Annotated in this window: 19 protein-coding genes and 1 pseudogene; 4 read left to right on the forward strand and 16 right to left on the reverse strand. The window is 43.9% G+C overall.

Annotated elements, in window-relative coordinates; all coding sequences use genetic code 11:
* Window positions 1-85 precede the first annotated feature (85 nt).
* From N4J56_RS09580 to N4J56_RS09640, 13 genes and pseudogenes are all read right to left on the reverse strand, one after another.
* Entirely contained in the window at window positions 86-1,180 is a 1,095-nt protein-coding gene (locus tag N4J56_RS09580; RefSeq protein WP_317106250.1) for a glycosyltransferase family 4 protein, read from the reverse strand.
* A 110-nt stretch (window positions 1,181-1,290) separates the two neighbouring features.
* Window positions 1,291-2,475 (reverse strand): glycosyltransferase family 4 protein, encoded by a 1,185-nt coding sequence (locus N4J56_RS09585; protein ID WP_317106251.1) that lies wholly within the window; start codon window positions 2,473-2,475, stop codon window positions 1,291-1,293.
* Window positions 2,468-3,382, reverse strand: coding sequence for a glycosyltransferase family 2 protein (locus N4J56_RS09590; RefSeq protein WP_317106252.1), 915 nt, complete (start codon window positions 3,380-3,382; stop codon window positions 2,468-2,470). Before N4J56_RS09590 ends, N4J56_RS09585 begins: the two co-directional genes overlap by 8 nt.
* 91 nt (window positions 3,383-3,473) lie before the next feature.
* Entirely contained in the window at window positions 3,474-4,523 is a 1,050-nt protein-coding gene (locus tag N4J56_RS09595) for a polysaccharide deacetylase family protein (protein ID WP_317106253.1), read from the reverse strand.
* The gene (locus tag N4J56_RS09600) at window positions 4,411-5,592 is read right to left on the reverse strand and encodes a class I SAM-dependent methyltransferase (protein ID WP_317106254.1); all 1,182 of its coding nucleotides are present in this window, start codon (window positions 5,590-5,592) and stop codon (window positions 4,411-4,413) included. Before N4J56_RS09600 ends, N4J56_RS09595 begins: the two co-directional genes overlap by 113 nt.
* A gap of 156 nt (window positions 5,593-5,748) precedes the next feature.
* Window positions 5,749-6,555 carry an IS5 family transposase gene (locus tag N4J56_RS09605; RefSeq protein ID WP_317104639.1) on the reverse strand — a complete coding sequence of 269 codons (807 nt, stop codon included), beginning with the start codon at window positions 6,553-6,555 and terminating at the stop codon, window positions 5,749-5,751.
* Window positions 6,556-6,573: 18 nt separating this feature from the next.
* Entirely contained in the window at window positions 6,574-7,062 is a 489-nt protein-coding gene (locus tag N4J56_RS09610) for a glycosyltransferase family A protein (RefSeq protein WP_317106255.1), read from the reverse strand.
* Complete coding sequence (locus tag N4J56_RS09615) at window positions 7,040-7,840, reverse strand: class I SAM-dependent methyltransferase (protein WP_317106256.1); 801 nt, start codon at window positions 7,838-7,840, stop codon at window positions 7,040-7,042. Before N4J56_RS09615 ends, N4J56_RS09610 begins: the two co-directional genes overlap by 23 nt.
* 81 nt (window positions 7,841-7,921) lie before the next feature.
* Complete coding sequence (locus N4J56_RS09620; protein WP_317106257.1) at window positions 7,922-8,818, reverse strand: hypothetical protein; 897 nt, start codon at window positions 8,816-8,818, stop codon at window positions 7,922-7,924.
* A 29-nt stretch (window positions 8,819-8,847) separates the two neighbouring features.
* On the reverse strand, window positions 8,848-9,114 hold the full coding sequence (locus N4J56_RS09625) for an acyl carrier protein (RefSeq protein WP_317106258.1): 267 nt from the start codon (window positions 9,112-9,114) through the stop codon (window positions 8,848-8,850).
* 39 nt (window positions 9,115-9,153) lie between these two features.
* Window positions 9,154-10,080: a hypothetical protein gene (locus N4J56_RS09630; protein ID WP_317106259.1), complete on the reverse strand. Its 927-nt coding sequence runs from the start codon at window positions 10,078-10,080 to the stop codon at window positions 9,154-9,156.
* Between the two features lie 18 nt (window positions 10,081-10,098).
* Window positions 10,099-11,382 carry an ABC transporter ATP-binding protein gene (locus tag N4J56_RS09635; RefSeq protein ID WP_317106260.1) on the reverse strand — a complete coding sequence of 428 codons (1,284 nt, stop codon included), beginning with the start codon at window positions 11,380-11,382 and terminating at the stop codon, window positions 10,099-10,101.
* 16 nt (window positions 11,383-11,398) lie between these two features.
* A pseudogene (locus N4J56_RS09640) lies at window positions 11,399-12,226 on the reverse strand (ABC transporter permease).
* 621 nt (window positions 12,227-12,847) lie between these two features.
* Here N4J56_RS09640 and N4J56_RS09650 point away from each other — a divergent pair.
* From N4J56_RS09650 to N4J56_RS09665, 4 genes are all read left to right on the forward strand, one after another.
* Window positions 12,848-13,204: a helix-turn-helix domain-containing protein gene (locus N4J56_RS09650; protein WP_317106262.1), complete on the forward strand. Its 357-nt coding sequence runs from the start codon at window positions 12,848-12,850 to the stop codon at window positions 13,202-13,204.
* Between the two features lie 17 nt (window positions 13,205-13,221).
* Complete coding sequence (locus tag N4J56_RS09655; protein WP_317106263.1) at window positions 13,222-13,404, forward strand: hypothetical protein; 183 nt, start codon at window positions 13,222-13,224, stop codon at window positions 13,402-13,404.
* A gap of 237 nt (window positions 13,405-13,641) precedes the next feature.
* Window positions 13,642-13,998, forward strand: coding sequence for a hypothetical protein (locus N4J56_RS09660; protein ID WP_410500313.1), 357 nt, complete (start codon window positions 13,642-13,644; stop codon window positions 13,996-13,998).
* Window positions 13,999-14,002: 4 nt separating this feature from the next.
* Window positions 14,003-14,188, forward strand: a complete 186-nt coding sequence (locus tag N4J56_RS09665; RefSeq protein WP_317106264.1) for a hypothetical protein — start codon at window positions 14,003-14,005, stop codon at window positions 14,186-14,188.
* Here N4J56_RS09665 and N4J56_RS09670 read toward each other — a convergent pair.
* From N4J56_RS09670 to N4J56_RS09680, 3 genes are read right to left on the reverse strand one after another with little or no spacing between them, the layout of a single operon-like run.
* On the reverse strand, window positions 14,176-15,288 hold the full coding sequence (locus N4J56_RS09670; protein WP_317110598.1) for an IS701 family transposase: 1,113 nt from the start codon (window positions 15,286-15,288) through the stop codon (window positions 14,176-14,178). The genes N4J56_RS09665 and N4J56_RS09670 overlap by 13 nt on opposite strands.
* Window positions 15,222-15,377 (reverse strand): hypothetical protein, encoded by a 156-nt coding sequence (locus N4J56_RS09675; RefSeq protein WP_317106265.1) that lies wholly within the window; start codon window positions 15,375-15,377, stop codon window positions 15,222-15,224. The genes N4J56_RS09670 and N4J56_RS09675 overlap by 67 nt, the downstream gene beginning before the upstream one ends.
* Window positions 15,378-15,416: 39 nt before the next feature.
* Window positions 15,417-17,429: a polysaccharide biosynthesis tyrosine autokinase gene (locus tag N4J56_RS09680; RefSeq protein WP_317106266.1), complete on the reverse strand. Its 2,013-nt coding sequence runs from the start codon at window positions 17,427-17,429 to the stop codon at window positions 15,417-15,419.
* Between the last annotated feature and the right edge of the window lie 105 nt (window positions 17,430-17,534).

Raw genomic sequence — 17,534 nt, forward strand, 5'->3', positions numbered from 1 at the left:
GTTCTGCTCAGCAAACTATATAAGTTAACCTCTGTTAAACCATGCATTTTGTCTTTCCTCGCTAACCGCTTGGTATGGACAAAATTCAATTCAAGGGCGATCGCAAGCTCGATGTCGATCGAGATCGATGCTGATAAATTTGTAGTGTCGTGCGTGCAAAGCTATCCCAGCTCCACTGCTCCACTACTCGGCGGTTGCGATCGCCTATTTGTTGCAACTGAGATTTGTGTTGAATTGCATCTTTCATAGCATACAACAAACTGTCCGTTTCTTCTGGATTGTAGAGAAACCCTCCTAAATCACCGATTGCTTCGCTAATACAGCCTTTACGGGGAGCAACACACGCACGACCGAAGGACATAGCTAAAATTGCCGAACCCGAAGTTAAGATATCTCGGTATGGTAGTACGATCGCATCGCAGGCATTCATATAGATTTGCAATTGCTCGTCAGCGACAAAACCCGGAATGAATTTAATTTCATGACAATCTTGCACTTGTTGCTGAATCTGTTGAGTTAATTCCTGAGACGCTTTCCCGGCAATCACTAAATAAACTTTATCTTGTTTTAGCTGCTTAAAAGCATTAATGAGTTCGGGAATACCTTTGTAAGCCCGAATCAATCCCAGAAATAAAAAAATTAGATTGGCATCTGTTATACCTAGTTTTTTTCGCGCTGTCTCGCGGTCTATATTATTTTCATAGTAGTTGATGTAGTGGGGATATGAAACAACAAAAACCTTACCTTTGTTGAGGATATGAAATGATTTAATGACCGTCTGTTTTGCTTGTACGCAATGGGTAATAATAGCATTGGCAAATATTGCAAGGCAAATACTATAAATTTTTTCGGCACGTACTTGCATGTTTTCATGATTTTTTAAATCGTGAACTGTCCAAACAATTCTAATTCCTGCAAGTCTTAGAAATATTAATTGAGTTAAGAACAACAAAAGCTTAATCACAAAAGACAACGGGTTTGACGATAAATACAATGGATATAGTGAGTGAAAGTGAATGATATCTGGTTGCCAGCGAATAACCTCTGGAGTCAGAAATAATTTCCCATTATCACTGAAAGTTTTTACGTCTATACCTAATGGCTGGAGATGCGTTACTAAAAGCTGCTGATAAGGATTTCTCGACCACCAAGGCAGAAAAATTACCTTTAAATGGTGCATGTTATTCTCACTTTATCAAGCGCAAAAATTTCTAAACAATTAAAATAATTCACGGCTTTTCTTGAAAAAATTGGTTATGTGCCATGCTAACCAGAGCAAAATTGTTTATCTCAGGCAACGTTTTGACTCCCATTTTTTGCTATTAATTTTTGCACTAAATCCAAAGTTTCAAAACTCATTTTAGTAGCAGAGAATTCCCGAACTCGCAGTTTGGAATTTTCTGCCATACCTCGCATTAAAAGGGGATTTTGCAAAGCCCATCGCAGCTTAGCTAAAAGATCGTGGCGATCGCCCTTACGAAATAATAAACCATCGAACCGATCCGTAATTATTTCTGGCATAGGATTAGCATTTGAAGCAACAATTGGTAGACTGTAAGCCATTACTTCTAATAAAGCAAAGGGATATCCTTCGTAATGGCTGGGAAACAAAAAGAGATCGGCGGCTTTGAGTAACTGTGGTATGTCAGTTCGATAGCCGAGAAACAGTACAGATGCTTCTATTTTTGTCGCTTTGACTTCTGCTTGTAACTGCGATCGCATTTCTCCATCTCCTACCCAAATAAACTTGACTTCAGGAAATTCTTTAGCGATCGTGGGAATAATGGGGATTGGGTCGCTATAACCTTTCTGTTGGTTCAGCCGACCGACAGTTAGAACTAAACGGCTAGTTAACGGTAATTCTAATTCTTGCCGCAGGCGATCGCGCAGCGCTACAATTTCTTGAAGGCTTTGCTTTTTGTCCATTTCCAGTTTTGTTCCATTATAGATACATTTCACTTCACTAACTGGCATCTGGAATATCTTACCAACTAACTTTTGACTATATTGGGAAACAGCTACCCATTGTTGATTTCTAACTCTCGACCAATTGTAAAGTGTTAATTGCCACTGGCTTAAGGTAATTTGACAAGGAACTAGCTGAAACACCACCACTGTAGGAATATTTAAATAGGCGCAAGCAAAAATAGTACCTAAACTGCGGTTTACCCAAGGAAGAACGACGATAACCGCATCGGGTTGAAGTTGTAAAAATAAGGAAAGCGTTCGCAAGCAATCTGGTAAATACTGCCGTAAAGTTCTGAGTTTTCGAGTATAAGTTTCAGCTATTTCTAAATAATGATAGCTAATTTTTTGCTGCTGAAAATCTTGAACCAGAGAAGTTGTTTGAGGTGTTTTAGGAAAAGCTGCATGAACTTGCCAGCCTTGCTGCTGAGCATCACGGGCAATAGTGAGAGCATATTCCTCCGCTCCACCCCTTTCTACAGAAGGAAAAATAATTAATAGTTTAGTCATTAGTCATTCTGAATTTTTCCCACATTTTTTGTCCGCGCCACACAATGCCAAACCGCCACTTCAACCAGAGTCGATGTAGGTGGGGATGACGGTAAGGAAAGAGTTGCTGTTGAACAACTCGCCAAACTGCCGATCGCTGCAATCCCGATTTAGATAAATAATTTTCCAGCCAAGTGAGAACAGTTTGTCGCGCTGCTAGAGTTTTGCCACTAATGTGAGAGTCAGTAGTACAGGCTTGGGAGTGCTGGCGATAGAGATACCAACATTGGCTCGATACAAAAGTTGGGTATTTCAAACAGAGTTTGGCATGAAAGGCTTGGTCTTCATACATACCGCGAAAAGATGTTTCATATCCATTTACAGTTTCAACAGCTTGGCGACGTACCATAACATCGCATAGTGAAGCCCATTCATCTTTTAGAAATAGAATCAGAATCGCAGGTGGAGAAATAACGGTATTCAAAGGTAATGCATACTTTTGGAGAAAATCTCGCAAGCGATCGCTCTCGTTTCCCGTCCAGCTGTACCACCATTTCGTTCTGCCGCAAACCAAGCCAACTTCAGAATGAGACTCTAAAATTGCGACTTGTTGGGCAATTTTATCGGGTGCATAAACGTCATCCGCATCTAAAAAGGCAATATAATCTCCTCGTGCGTGCTGAATCCCCAGATTGCGCGAGGCACTCATACCGCGATTTTCATGCCCTGGATGTTCTAAATAGCGAATTTTTTCGGGATATCGATCGCTATAGTCGCGAGCAATTTTGCTACTGTTATCCGTAGAACCATCATCAACGAGTAACAGTTCCCAAACATCGTATGACTGAGCGATTGCACTGGCGATCGCCTCTTCAATATAATCCTCTGCATTTAAGAATATAGTAATAACTGAAACAAGTGGCTGCATGACTAGAGGTTATGGGTTAGGGTTTAGAGGCTAAGGACAAGAAGGAAATTTAGAATTATTTCTTCCCCTGCTCCCTGCTCTCTGCTCCCTTTTAAACATCGAACCAACGCGATAGCCTCCTAGCAAACTCTTCTCCATTCCAATCTTGAATTTCGACGCGGGGTAGCTCGAACAGATTGCTATGTCGTTGGACGCTAGCGTGAATCGTGGCACAGGCACAGTCATAGCCAGCATCGCGGACGATAGCTACCGAGTCTGAGGTGTAGTTGCCGAAGGGATAGGAAAAACTTGTCACCTCATGTCCGAGCAGTTCTTCCAGTTGAGCTTTGCTGTGGTAAATTTCTTGTTTCTGCGAAGATAAAGGCAGAGAGCAGAGAAATGGATGCGCGATCGTGTGAGCGCCGACTTCAACGAGCGATCCCCGCTCTAGAACTGCTACTTCTGCTAAGGAGAGAGAACGATGGGTCGAACGGCTACCTGCTGTCATTCCCGCCCAGGCTAGCAGTCGATCTAAAATGCGATCGCGATCGCCTTCTGGTAAAACGCGCAGCAGTTTCCAGATCTCGTAATAGACCAACTGGCGTGGAGTGGGGGGTTCTTCCCGTTCTGCTTTCCAATAACGATGCTGCTGGTATGTTGACTCGGTGTAATTGGCAAATTCTCCCAAATCCCACTGATATTGACAGCCATTGATATTTAGCTCTAGTTGCTGGGGTAGCGCCCCAGGTTGCAAAAATAGCCGCTCTAACTCGTCCCACCAAAATTCTCGTTCGCGATCGACATAGCCGCTAGTAACAAAGATAGTCGCAGGCACGTCATAGCGTTCGAGTATTGGTTTGGCATTGTGGAGGTTATCAGCGTAGCCGTCGTCAAAGGTAACGACCACGTTACGGCGATGATGTTTGCCCTCTGCTACGTCTTGGCTCAATCGCCGCAGTTGTGTTAGCTGGGTATATTGGCGCAGAACTTGCAATTGCTCGGCAAAGTGCTGGGGTGTTACGCTCAATCCCCAAGGATCGCAACTCACGTCAGTAACGCGATGATAGAGCAGGATCAGCGACCCTGGCTGAAGCTGGTTGCGACAGCGACGGGCAAACCGTCGTATCCGATTGACTCCAGGTATTTTCCCAGGTATTTTCATGATTTACCTCTGGTTTAGTTGCCCTCACGCTAATTAACAATTCATAGTCAGGATCGAAGTAGTCCAGTTCTTCCTGGCGCAGTTCCTCGACGGCTAATCCTTGTAGAAATGACATTGCAGCTAATACATTACCATGCGCTTCTACTTCGATCTGGGCTGCTGGAAAAGCTTCAGAAAATAACTTTTGAGTTGAAAGGGTCGTAAATCGCCAGTATTCTCCCCAAGATTCCATATCACTACGGCTGACTTGGCTAATGCCAGCGAAAGTTGCTAAGATAACCCCTCCTGGCTTCAATATCCTGTGTAGAGTCGCGATCGCCGCCCGCACGTCGTAAATAAACGGTAGGGTTTGCGCGATAATAATGCAATCGAAAGTATTTGAGGGTATGCTGTCTTCATCACAACAGGTCAAGTCAGCGACTATTGTTGCTGCGAGGTTATCCTGAGTTACGTGCAGGACATCGCTTTTGCTAACGCGATCGCCGCCAAACTTGAGCGTGTATTTGTTTTCGCTCACTTCCAATACGTGTCCGCGTATGACATCAGTATGACTGGCAAGAAATTTCTCAATGTAATAGCGATCGATCGGCAAACCGCGATTAAAACCGAAGTTTTGGCTGACGGGTTTGAGACGGCGGAGATTACCAAAGCGCACTCCGCCTAAGTGTGACGTACCTCTAAATCTTTTTTGAAATTTCAGCCAGTACAGCAAGTCTCTGGGTAAAACCCGTCGCCCAGCTGACTTTAATACCTTTTTCGCCTGCTGTCGCCACAGTCTCAGCATTCGCCCTACTGGATACAACAATGGATACCGATAAGGCAGTAATTCTGTTTGGAGAACGCTCCACACCTGCGTTCCCTCAGCACCGCGATCGCGTAAGTAAGCCTCTACCCAACGCAAGAAAGTGCCACGAGCGGGACTGGGGTGAAAAGAGTTATACTCTCCCTCCTGAATTGCTACGCGACAACTACTTTGGGAGTGCTGTCGATATCGATCCCAGCATTTCCCTGAGACAAACACGGGTGCTTGAAGAAATATTTTGGTGTAAAAGACCATATCTTCGTACATAGTGCGAAATTCTGGCTCAAATTCACCAAGATTTTGAAATACCTCGCGGCGGATCAGGACGCTACAAGTAGATGCGACGGTAGATTCATTTTGTAAAAAGAGTTTTAGCAGCGTGGGTGGCTGGACTAGAGTGTCGGGTTCAACGCCTAGAGCGTGTTATGCACTTTGCCTTACCAAATCTACAAATCGCCTGAGCATTATGACGGCAAAGGCAACAAAATGAAAACCAACTAATGTCTGTGCTAAACGTTCATAATCTCTTGTTAAGCGCCGAAAGCGCCCAGTCCACGCAAAACTTCGCTCCACTACCCACCTGCGAGGAAGTAAAACAAATCCCTTCTTGGCTTCTGGTAGTTTGACGACTTCCAATTGGATACCTTCTACGGCAGCCTCCTGAGCGGCTTGTTCTCCGGTATACCCTTGATCCACAAAGGCAATTTCCACCGTCTCACCAGTAATTTCTTGCACTTGTTGAGCAAGTTCCTGTACCTGGGAGCGGTCTTGTTCGTTCGCAGGGGTCACTACCAGTCCTAACAAATGTCCCAGAGTATCAACTGCAACATGTACCTTGCTGCCCTTCTTGCGTTTACCACCGTCATACCCAGCTCGTCCTCCACTTTCAGGGGTTGACTGTAGGGTGCGACTGTCGAGAATCACCGCAGTTGGGGTCTCCTTGCGTCCGGCAGCCAACCGCAGTAGTGTTCGGAGGTCGTCTACAATTGCCTCAAATACTCCTGCATCAATCCACCGTTGAGTTTGCTGATAAACTGCTGCCCAAGGCGGAAGGTCATGCGGCATCATGCGCCAAGAGGCACCAGAGCGAACCAGCCAACGCAACCCGTTAAACACTTCCCTGAGACTATGTTCTCGTTGCGGTGCTTCTTCGCTCATCAAAGTAAGATAAGGGGCAACAAATGTCCACTCGTCATCACTGACATCAGTAGGATATGCTTTTCTTTCCATATTCCTACTCTAGCGATCCTAAAAGTTCATAACACCCTCTAGTTCTGTGTAATAGTTGTATTGGCGATCGCTCTGGTTTCCCGTCCAACTGAACCAAAAGTGAGTGCGTCCGTAAAGCATGGCAGCTTTCAGCTGCGATTCTAGAATGGCAACTTGCTGTGCCAATTTTTGAGGCAACCAAATATCATCAGCGTCAAGAAAAGCAATGTACTTACCTTGAGCGTGATGAATGCCTAAGTTTCGCGCCGCACTCATACCGCAATTTTGATGATTTTCGTGTTCGAGATAACGGACTTTGTGAGGGTATTGTTCGGCATAGCGACGGGCGATCGCCGTACTCCCGTCCGTGGAGCCATCATCAACTAATAGCAGTTCCCAGTTGTTGTAAGTCTGGGCAAAGACACTAGCGATCGCTTCCTCAATAAATTGTTCTTCATTTAGGAAGATAACAATCCCAGAAACGAGAGGTTTGTCCACGATCGTTTCACTTTTGCTGACTGTCTTCATTGCGATCGTTACTAGTTGGTTTTTGACAAACGTAGTGCAACCACTCGCTATCTCTATCTAAAGAATTAATATCAACGAACTGGGCTTGGCGATTGAGAATAGCAATGTTTTGAAAACCGATATTTATAAGCTGCTTTACCTGCTCTTGTTTTCTAATGTAATATGTCAAATGTCCGAATCCTGCTAAAGAATCGCTGAGAACTTCATATGTATCGGTGTGGATCTGATATTTTCTCACCTTTAAATAACTCATAATATTGAGAAAATTTCTGGCGATCGCTCGCGGACGTTTCATGTCATACTTATTAAAAGCAGTTACAATTTTGCGATCGTCTAAATTATGACTGGAAAACGCAAATATTCCATCACTTTTCAAAACTCTATAGATCTCTTTCAATGTTTTTATTCTCTTTTCATGCGACATGCAATCTATGCCATTAAATGAAAAAATGATAAAATCAAAGCTTTCCGTATCAAACATATGCATATCGCTAGCATCACCATGTAGGAAATTTAGAGAACTATGCCATTTTTGGCACGCTTTCACCATTTCCATCGAATAATCGATCCCCGTATAATTTGAGGTCAGTTCGCTTAAAGCGATCGCCGTTCTCCCACCACCACAACCAACATCAAGAATCGCCTTATCTTTAATCTGCTGCTCGTACTTTTCAAAAATAGTTTTTTCTTCTATCCATAAGTCTTTTTGCGTGCATATATACTCTTTAACAGTACTCGATTTTTCATATAAGGTTTGATTGAGAGAATCAATTGACATGATTTATTTCCTTTGTTAAATGTTATGATTATCTACTTTTTCAAGTAAGTCAAAGACCTTTTAACTCAGATTATTCCTCAGTCACGCTCGATTAGAGAAAGATTTTAAAACAGCAGGTAAATTCTCCCAATTTTGACCGTACTCGCGAATGCAAGCAGAAAGCCAGCGTTCTAAACCAAAAGCCACACAACCTGTATAGGCTGGTTCTCCGGTGCAGTCTTGAATGTTAAAGCGATCGCCAAAAAATTTGCGATGGAAGTTGAGCGAAGTAATCGCCAAGTTATCGCGATAAAGAAATTCGTATTTCAGCGGTTCTAATTTTTGTAAAATCAGTGCGGGATCGCGTTTGTCAAAGAAAGGATCGGTGGCTTCGCGAAGTTGAAAAGGTAATTTAGCTCGGTTGAGTATTTCTGTAATCAATTGACGGTAGGTATTGAGAAAATTTCGGACTGTCTCTTGACGACCGACACAGACGATTTCTCTCATATTAAAAGTCCACTGTCGTTCGCCTGCTTTATAGATTGACTCTTGGCGGAAACAGGGGGAACAAACGGTAATGAAAAGGTCGTTTTGCAGTTTTTTGTTGCTCAGGTGGTTGTAAACTGCGTAGCAAGCTGCTGACGGTAATACGTAGCGTGCTGGAGTGAGGTAATTTTGGTCTACTTCGGTCAACCTTTCGTTTCTGGTGGAATCGACAAACCGCTTCATTCCCTCATTGTTACTGTCGATTTGTGTTGTTAGGGTAGCCAAGTGTGGAAAAGAGCTGAAGTAGTCAGCCAAATCAAGGGAATAAACCGATAGTACTGGTGGAAAGGAATACTCAATTGCTCCTACTACTTCTGCCCAGCTACAAAACAAGGCATCAAGTCGCCGTCGTAGTTCTACCTGAGAACCCTGTAGGGTTAGTAGCCCTGCGTCAGAATTAAAGCAACTGTAGATATTTTCTGACTCTAGTGAAGCAAAAGTTTCCGATGACATGACTAGCTTAAACCTCCGAGCGTCAAATATTATTTTTGGGCAAGTTTAGTTTTCACAAACTCGCTTAAACTCGCGATTGATTGAAAATTTTCGGGTTGAAGGTCTTCGTCTTCTACAGTTATGTCAAATTCAGTTTCTACAAACGTCATTAATTTGACAATACCTAAAGAGTCAACAATATCGCTGCCTAAGAAAGTTTCATTCTCGCCAAGCGATCGCTCGTTTGCCTGTGGAAACTCCTTCAGGATAAATTGGCGAATCTGCTGTCTTATATTTTGATTTTCTTTGACAATCATTTTGACTCACTTATTCCACTATTAAAATTGACTAATATCTCAAAAGGTGTTTTTGATTTTGTGCCAATATTTGGTTTCATGCCACAAACCACGCAATTCTTGTAAGTTATTCGGAATCAAGCTGAAATTCAATAAAATAAGTTCTGAGTATAAATTATCAATTCGATCTGGATTTAAGCTAGACGACTTGTAAAGTTTAGGAAAACTAAACAGTAAATCGTAACTGGATGGTAATTTAAACGGCGCAATGAGCCGCGAATCTACCACAACTAAAGGAGTACGACTGTGCCGCATTATTTCAGAACGGATTGCGCCGCTGTACTGCGAGAATATTTGAATATTGCTGATGTATTGAATGTAGCAGTGTGAAAGAAATGCTTGTTTCACTATAGTATATATGACGTAGCAGTAATTTTTGCCATCGTCAATCAATAAATGATTGCAGTTAGAATAACTTATATGGTCTTGAAATAATCTTAAATCTTGTTTTGAGAGCCGCTCTGCTATATGAGATTTTTCTTGAATCAGTTTAATTTTCTCGATCGCACTCCTATTTCTCCCGCCAACTGGTAGTAATACACGTAGCTTTGAATCTAATCTTTTAAAACCCAACCTTTGCAGGATTTCGATCGCTCTAGGGGCTGGACTGAGATCTGTCAGCGTACAATCTTTTAACCTCAAAACGGGTAGAAGTAAAGATAGACTGCGATCCCTATATTGCGGTTTGACTATCCAACTATGAATATTACAAAAATTCTCGACGCGATCGGCGATCGCTCTACGACTAAAAATTAATCCTAAAAAACCAACAATTTCTTCGCCATCAAACAATCCATAACCGCAATAATCTTCCGCTTGCCAATTACAATCAAAAACGTTTCTCCAATTAATTTGAGCATTTAAATCTAAAAGTAAAGGAGAAACCTCTTCATACATCGAACGATCTACTTTTTGGAGTGAAACCATACTGTTTCTCAACTGAAATTAGCCTACATGAGTAGACCATTGGTATTGCAGCAGGCAAGTCGCCCAACTGCGAGGAGGTGACTTACCCGAGCCATAAATATCGTAAGCTTCTACATCAAAACATGTGGCATATTCAATACAGTCAAGCAGAATTTCACCTCTGAGTAACTCCAGTTCAATGCGACATCGCCCTGGTGTCAGATACATTGGTTCTGTAATGCAAGTCACCGTACCTTCAGCAGGAAGAAGCTCGGGAACTCCTCCTACGACATTACTATCTAGTGAAAAGATGGCATATTCGTTGTTGCAGTCATAAATAGTGACCAAGAATCGCGGTGAGTAAATAGGTTTTTCACTACGGTAGCCGATGGTGAGTTTTAGGCGGCTAATCGAACAAATGATTTTACTCTCATCGCCATCTTCAATATTAATAAAAGTTAATTTTGCGCTGCCATCTCCAGAGCGATCCTGTCGCTGTTCCAATATAGTTGAATTGAGTTGTGTTAGCGATCGCAAGGATAATAGATATTGCTCGATAACATCACCTGAATCTCCTTGAGCTGCTATACTTCCGGCTTTGAGTAAGCAAGCTTTAGCACACAAAGCTTGAACCATTTGCATATTATGACTGACAAATAAAACCGTTCGACCTTCTTGAGTCGCCACATTTTCCATTTTACCCAAACACTTCTTTTGAAATGCTATATCTCCTACTGCTAAGACTTCATCGATAATTAAAATCTCTGGTTCTAGATGAGCGGCAACGGCAAACGCCAGTCTGACGTACATACCGGAAGAATAGCGCTTTACGGGCGTATCTAAAAATTTTTCGACCTCCGCAAAAGCAACAATTTCATCAAATTTATTTTTTATTTCAACTTTACTCATTCCCAGAATTGCGCCGTTAAGATAAATATTTTCTCTTCCTGTCAGTTCTGGGTGAAAGCCCGTTCCTACTTCTAAAAGGCTGGCAACTCGACCCTTAATTCGTATTTTACCCTTAGTTGGTTCGGTAATGCGGCTTAAAACTTTTAATAGTGTCGATTTTCCGGCTCCGTTCCCACCAATAATCCCAATGCACTCCCCCTGCTTAACTTCAAATGAAACATCCTTGAGCGCCCAAAATTCTTCGCGATTTGGTTTAGTTTTAAATTTATGCGTGCGTTTGGGAGTTAATATTTTCTGAGTCAAAAACTTAGTTTTTTGAGTAATTTTTTCTCGCAAATTAGTATATCCACCTGCTTGCTGCGCTAGCAGATATTTTTTTCCTAACTGCTCGACACGAATAACGGTTTGTGACACGATCTATTCCTACAATTTAAATCACGTCTGCGAAAGTGCGCTCCGTGCGTCGAAAATACCAAATACTGCTGGCAAGTAAGAGTAAAACTAACCCTACACTCAGAATTAGTCCTGGTAGGTAAAGTTGAGCTTCTCCCCCTAAAATTGCCCAACGAAACCCATCAATAACCCCTACCATCGGATTTAGAGAATATAGCAATCGCCACTGTTCGGGAACGATGTTGCTACTAAAACCTACAGGCGAGATGTATTGACCGACTTGAACGAGAAATGGTACGACATAGCGAAAATCTCGATATTCTACTGTTAGGGCTGCTAACCACAGACCAGCACCTATTGCCGCAGCAAAGGCGATCGCAGTAAATAAAGGTAGCGTTAAAATTCGCCAATTTGGGATGAAATTGTACCATGCCATTAAAGCTAGTAAAATCATACCAGAAATTAAAAAATCTATAAAGCAGACCACAACTGCACTTACGGGAACGATCAAGCGAGGAAAGTAAATCTTAGAAATAATTTGAGAGTTAGTAATTAAGCTATTGCTACACTCGGTCAGGGCATTCGCAAAAAATTGCCAAGGTAGCATTGCTGCAAACACCATAATTGGATAAGGCACGTTTCCTTCTGAGGGCAATTTAGCCAAAACGCTAAAAACTACTGTCAGCACGATCGTAGTGAGAAACGGTCAAATCAGCGCCCAGAGAATACCGATCGCAGTTTGTTTGTAACGAACCAAAATATCTCGCCAAGCGAGGAAATATAATAATTCGCGATAGTTCCAAACATCCCGCCAATACTGACTTTCAGTTTTGCCTGCTTCTAATACGATCTCGCGCGTTTTCATGTTGATAAAGGATAGAAATCCGACATCGAAGATTACACAGCGCTAATTATGAGCTTTGTAGAGACGTTACATGTAACGTCTCTACATTAACAACCGCTCCATTACCCATTACCTATTACCATTTCACCTACTAGAGACTACTGTGGTATCGAGATTGTCTTGACTTTGATAATGGAAGGAGCTGTAAGGTCGATTTTCGGTCGGAACACTATTGGCAACAACTCCCAGCACTGTCTGACACAGGAACACTTGAGAGCCTCTCTTGCCGCAGCTGCATTAGTATAATCGACCACCCCTAGTCTAGCGACCAACAAAATTCGTATTACAGTTGTAGATAAATAGAAGAATGAATTCGCTTTTGGTAATGGTAGTAACGAGCAGTAGCTTGATGAGATCTGCGCCAATAAGACCAACGCAAAACGTGTTCAAGACACCAGAATGTGGGAAACAAGAATCGAGATACCCACCGCTTCATCTCCCAGATACTTAGTCGGACAATAAACCTCGTGCCGCTTTGAACGCAGTTAGACTGCCAGTTGTTACTAGTGGGTCATTTGGTATGAGTGTTGCCATAAAAAGGATGGTCAATTAAAGTGAAGATACATAGTTTTTCAGGTTGTGATGACACGGCAAAAAAAAGCACCTTTGCGACCGTTAAGTGATGAAGAACAAACCGACTTGAAAAAACTGAGCCGTTCTCAATCCCAATCATCTGCTAGTGTCATGCGGGCCAAAGCGATTCTAGCCGTGGCTCTTGGGGCTGATTACACGAGTGCAGCGCAGTTAGTAGGATTACGCTGTGGTGATACGGTCAGCAAGTGGGTCAGTCGCTTCAATGTTGAAGGCTTAGCTGCCTTACAGCCTCGACATGGCGGTGGGGCAGTAGTGCAATACAGCGAACCAGAAAACAACGCATCCTGTCCGAATTTCAGCGTCAACCAGAGCGGCAGAAAGAGGGCACGGCAACCTGGTCAGTAGCTACACTTCAACGGGCTTTGCGTCAGGCTCCTGATGGCTTAACCCAAATCAGTACTTATACAATTTGGCAGGTACTCAAAGAGGCGGGCTATAGCTGGCAAAAGAGCCGCAGTTGGTTAAAAACTGGACAGGTGAAGCGCATACGCAAAGGCAAGCTAGTAGTAGTAACTGACCCAGATACCGTGGCAAAAAAAAACTGATAGAACGCGCTTACACTCAGGGACAGAAGCTGCTAGGCTTGAGTGTGTGGTGCGAAGACGAGGCGGGACCATTTGGCACTGCTCCTACTTACCCTGGTAGCAATTGGCAGCCAGTAGGGTAAACCGACACGGCAAGAACATGAATATATCCGTAATGGCACAGCCAAGCTGTTAACGCTATTCCATCCCGCTACTGGGCAAGTACGAGTTAAGGGTGTTACCAGTTGTACCAATGCTGTGTTGCACGAATGGCTCAAGCAAGAATTAGCTAGTGTTGTACAATCACTGCCAACTCCAGCTCGATTACTCAAGCCTGAAGAAAATCAACGGTTATGGAAAAGTTGGCAGCAGGGGTTGAAAGTACGCTTTACACCCACACGACTTACCGCCACTGCGAATGTGTTGCTAGTGATGGATAACTTGGTCGGACATAAAACTCCCCAGTTGGTATTGTGGCTGTGTGCTCATGGCATCATGCCGCTCTACACACCTCTTGGCGGTAGCTGGCTGAATATGGCTGAGTCGATTCAACGAATTTCTCAAACGCCGAGCTCTAGAGGGGCATCATCCGCAAACAGCCTATCAAATTATTGAGTGGTTGGAAGCAACTGCTTTTGGATGGAACCAACAACCAACGCCGTTTGTCTGGGCAGGATTACGAGCGCAACGTCGAGACAGAGCGCGTCAAAGATTTCACTCTCTTGGTGGTTCTGGTGCCTGTACGCATCGTCCTCTTCGGCGGACAACTATTGCCAAAAATAATGGCAACACTCATACCAAATGACCCACTAGAGGTAAAGGGGGGGTAGAGGAGTGAATAGCAGGCTCACAAGAGTGTCGTAAGACGGTGAGAAATATTTGAGCAGCCAGGACGAGGGTGATGTGTCGATGCCAACCATGCCAGGAACGAACTTCGTACTCTCCTAAACCTAGCTGGTCTTTAGCAAATTTAAAGCACTCCTCAATCCGCCACCTTTGCCTGGCGATTTGAACCATCGTTTCTAGGGTAGTATCGCTCTTAGCAAATACTTGATAGTAGCTGACGCGAGGATCTTCAGGGTGTTCTAGAGAGCGGCGGAACAATAACCAACGTTGAAAACCATCTGATCTGTCACAATTAACTGGCACTTTCGCCCAGTCATAGTATCTTTCTCCCTTACTGCCAGCTCCACAGCTAAGACGTTGCCACAGCTGGCTGTCCGGCTGAGGTAACAGTTCTTGGGCTTGATAACGTTGCCAGCCAATAACTACAGGCTGCTTCTTGCTGACCGTGAGTATATACGGTTGTTTAGCAGTCTTTTCCAGCCACCACCACAATGAACCATCGTTGCCATAAACCTCATCAGCAACAAACCAGGCGGGACGTATTCCGTCTTTAAAAGCTGATTCCAACATCTGTTGTGCTAGTTGAGGTTTAGTCGCAAATGTGATTGATTTTGGAACTGCTCCCTTCTTACGTTTGCTTTGATCTTCACTCCATGTGCGCGGTAGATACAAACGGCGATCGATCAACGTATGTCCTTTGTCGCTAATGTAGGACATGAACACACCTACCTGGCAATTCTCCAAATGTCCAGTTGTGCCATAATACTGCACCTGTACGCCTACTGACTGCTCTCCTTGCTTCAGAAAACCTGTTTCATCAATTGCCAAAATATCTGTTTCACTCTTCAAATGCTCCACTGCATACTTTCTAATTTCTGCACACACTGCGTCCGCGTTCCACTGCGCCCGTCCTAGTAAATGTTGGAAGCGATAGGGATTGCTATACCCTACCTGTTCTGCCATTTGCCATCCATTCTTCCGCTCAACTGGGCTTAGTAGTGCCTGGATATAGTCATACGCTGCAAGACGTGCTTCAGAACGAGCGAAGTGCTTTCCCAGTTTTGCTGAAACGCTTTCAATCTACTGCTCCATTGGGAGAGCGCTTCTAATGCAACACCTGTTAAAAACACGTTGGATGTATCAAGCATTGCTAAACTGTATTTCCTTACAAATCTAGTTTAGCTTATCTACAACTGTAATACCAAAATTCCATCGGTAATTTTCCCTAGAGTCAGGGCATCTGCTGCTACTACCAAAGGCAGAGCGTCGATGATGACAAACTCGTAACGATCGCTTAAAGAACTGACCAATGCAGCCATTCGCTGTGAGTCGATTAGAGCCATTGGGTTAGGTGGCACGACTCCAGCCGTAAGAACGTGTAAGTTAGGCATAACTTGTGCCACCGTTGTCTGAAAGTCGGTTCCGCCAACGAGGACGTGGCTCAAACCCTCTACATTCGTTTGCTGCCAAATATGGTGTTGGATCGGAGAGCGGAGGTCGGCATCAATTAATAATACTCTGCGTCCTAGCTGGGCGATCGCGACGGCTAAATTAGCACAAACGGTCGATTTGCCTTCTTTGGGTACTGAACTCGTCACGACGACGGCTTTGAGCGGACGATCTAAATTCAAAAACCGCAAGTTAGCTTGTAACATGCGATAAGCTTCCGCTGTCAACGAGCGAGGGCTGTTTCTCACCGCTAGTTCGGGAATTGGACAATCTTGCTGTCGTCCGGGTTTCAATTTGATGAATTTACCAAGTTGAGGAATGCTACCGATTAAGCTATAACCAAACAACTGCTTAATTTCTCTAAGTGTTTTGATTGATGCGTCGCTCAGTTCGAGTAAAGTAATCGTGGCGATCGCGAGTAGTAGTGCGGCGATTCCTCCCAAACCGAGAGTCATCACTCTTTTACCCAATAAGGGAGTTTCTGGCACTAATGCTGTTTCAATAATGCTAGCGTTACCAATATTTCTGTTTTGCTCTACCCGTAGTTCTTGCAGTTTTTTCAGCATTAATTCGTAGGTAGCTTGGGCGGCTCTGACTTGTCGCTCTAACTCCCGTTGTTGCTGCTCCAATTGCGGTAAAATTGTCGCTCTTTGCCTGTAGTTCGTTCTAGCTTGAGCTAAAAATTTTAATCTATTAGACAAACTAAGGCGTTCGACTTCCGCTCTTACCAAGTCTTCAGCCAGTTTTTGTTGCAACTCGCCTGCTTCTAAATTGCGATTCGATACCTGTTTCGAGTTGCCCAACATTTGTCCTATGCGTCCTTCTAACAACTGTTTGAGGGCATCCCGTTTTTGTTGTAATTTTTGGACTTCAGGGTAGGTATCTTCAAAACGAGTTTGGAGGACAACCAAATCGCCTTCTACCCGTTGTAATTCTGCCAGTGTCTTCTGTATTCCGGGGGACTCTTTGAGAGAATTAATCGGTACGACATCTTGGGAAGTGAGGGCAATCTCTTTTTGCAGTTTTGTCGCTCGACCTTGAGTTTGTACGAGTGCTGCTTCTGCGAGCGTGATTTGGTCTTGCAGTTCCTTCAGCACTTCTACAGTTGAGATGGCTTCGTGTTCTAAACTGACGATTTGATGCCGTTCCTTGAAACGGCGCAAACTAGCCTCAGCTGCTCGCACCGTACTTTCCGTCTGCGGCAGTTGTTTGACGATAAAATCTTCTGCGGCTGAGGCTTCGGCACGGTTACTCTGAATGTTGTAATCTACATAGGCGCTCATCAATTTATTGACGACTGCTGCTGCTTCTTGAGGATCTTTACTTTCGTATGCGACTTGCAGCACGTCAGTAGCAGGAATATTTTTCAGTGTCAACTGGCTAATCAATGCTGTCGGTTTGAGCAGCTTACCTTCCTCATCTTTAAGGGTGAGAGCAGCGATCGTTTTTTGTGCCAGCGGGATCGAACTGACGATTTCCGACTCGGTACTCACTGGATTGCTCTCAGCGCTGAGCGGTTCCAAGCGCGGCTCGTACTTTTCAGGATTGAGACTAGAAGTCTCGCTGGGCTTTTTGAGCAAGAGCTTGCCTTCTGCTTGGTATAGCGGCGCTTGCAAAAGGGTTACGATTGTTGAGAGTCCTAAGACAAAGCCAAATACCCCTGCTGCTGCCAACCATCGTCGTTTGATGGCTAACTGCAAGTTTTGCAAGTTGATGTCTACGGCTTCTCTAGATTCCACTCTAGATTCCATAAGCTAATGGTAAGTTGCTGCTGATTGAGAGCGAACGTTTCGCGACCGGAGATATTTCTGGCGCAAATGCTACTGGGAATAGGGCGGGTGGCTAGTTGAACTGTG

This window comes from Chroococcidiopsis sp. SAG 2025 (genome assembly GCF_032860985.1).
Classification (GTDB): Bacteria; Cyanobacteriota; Cyanobacteriia; order Cyanobacteriales; family Chroococcidiopsidaceae; genus Chroococcidiopsis.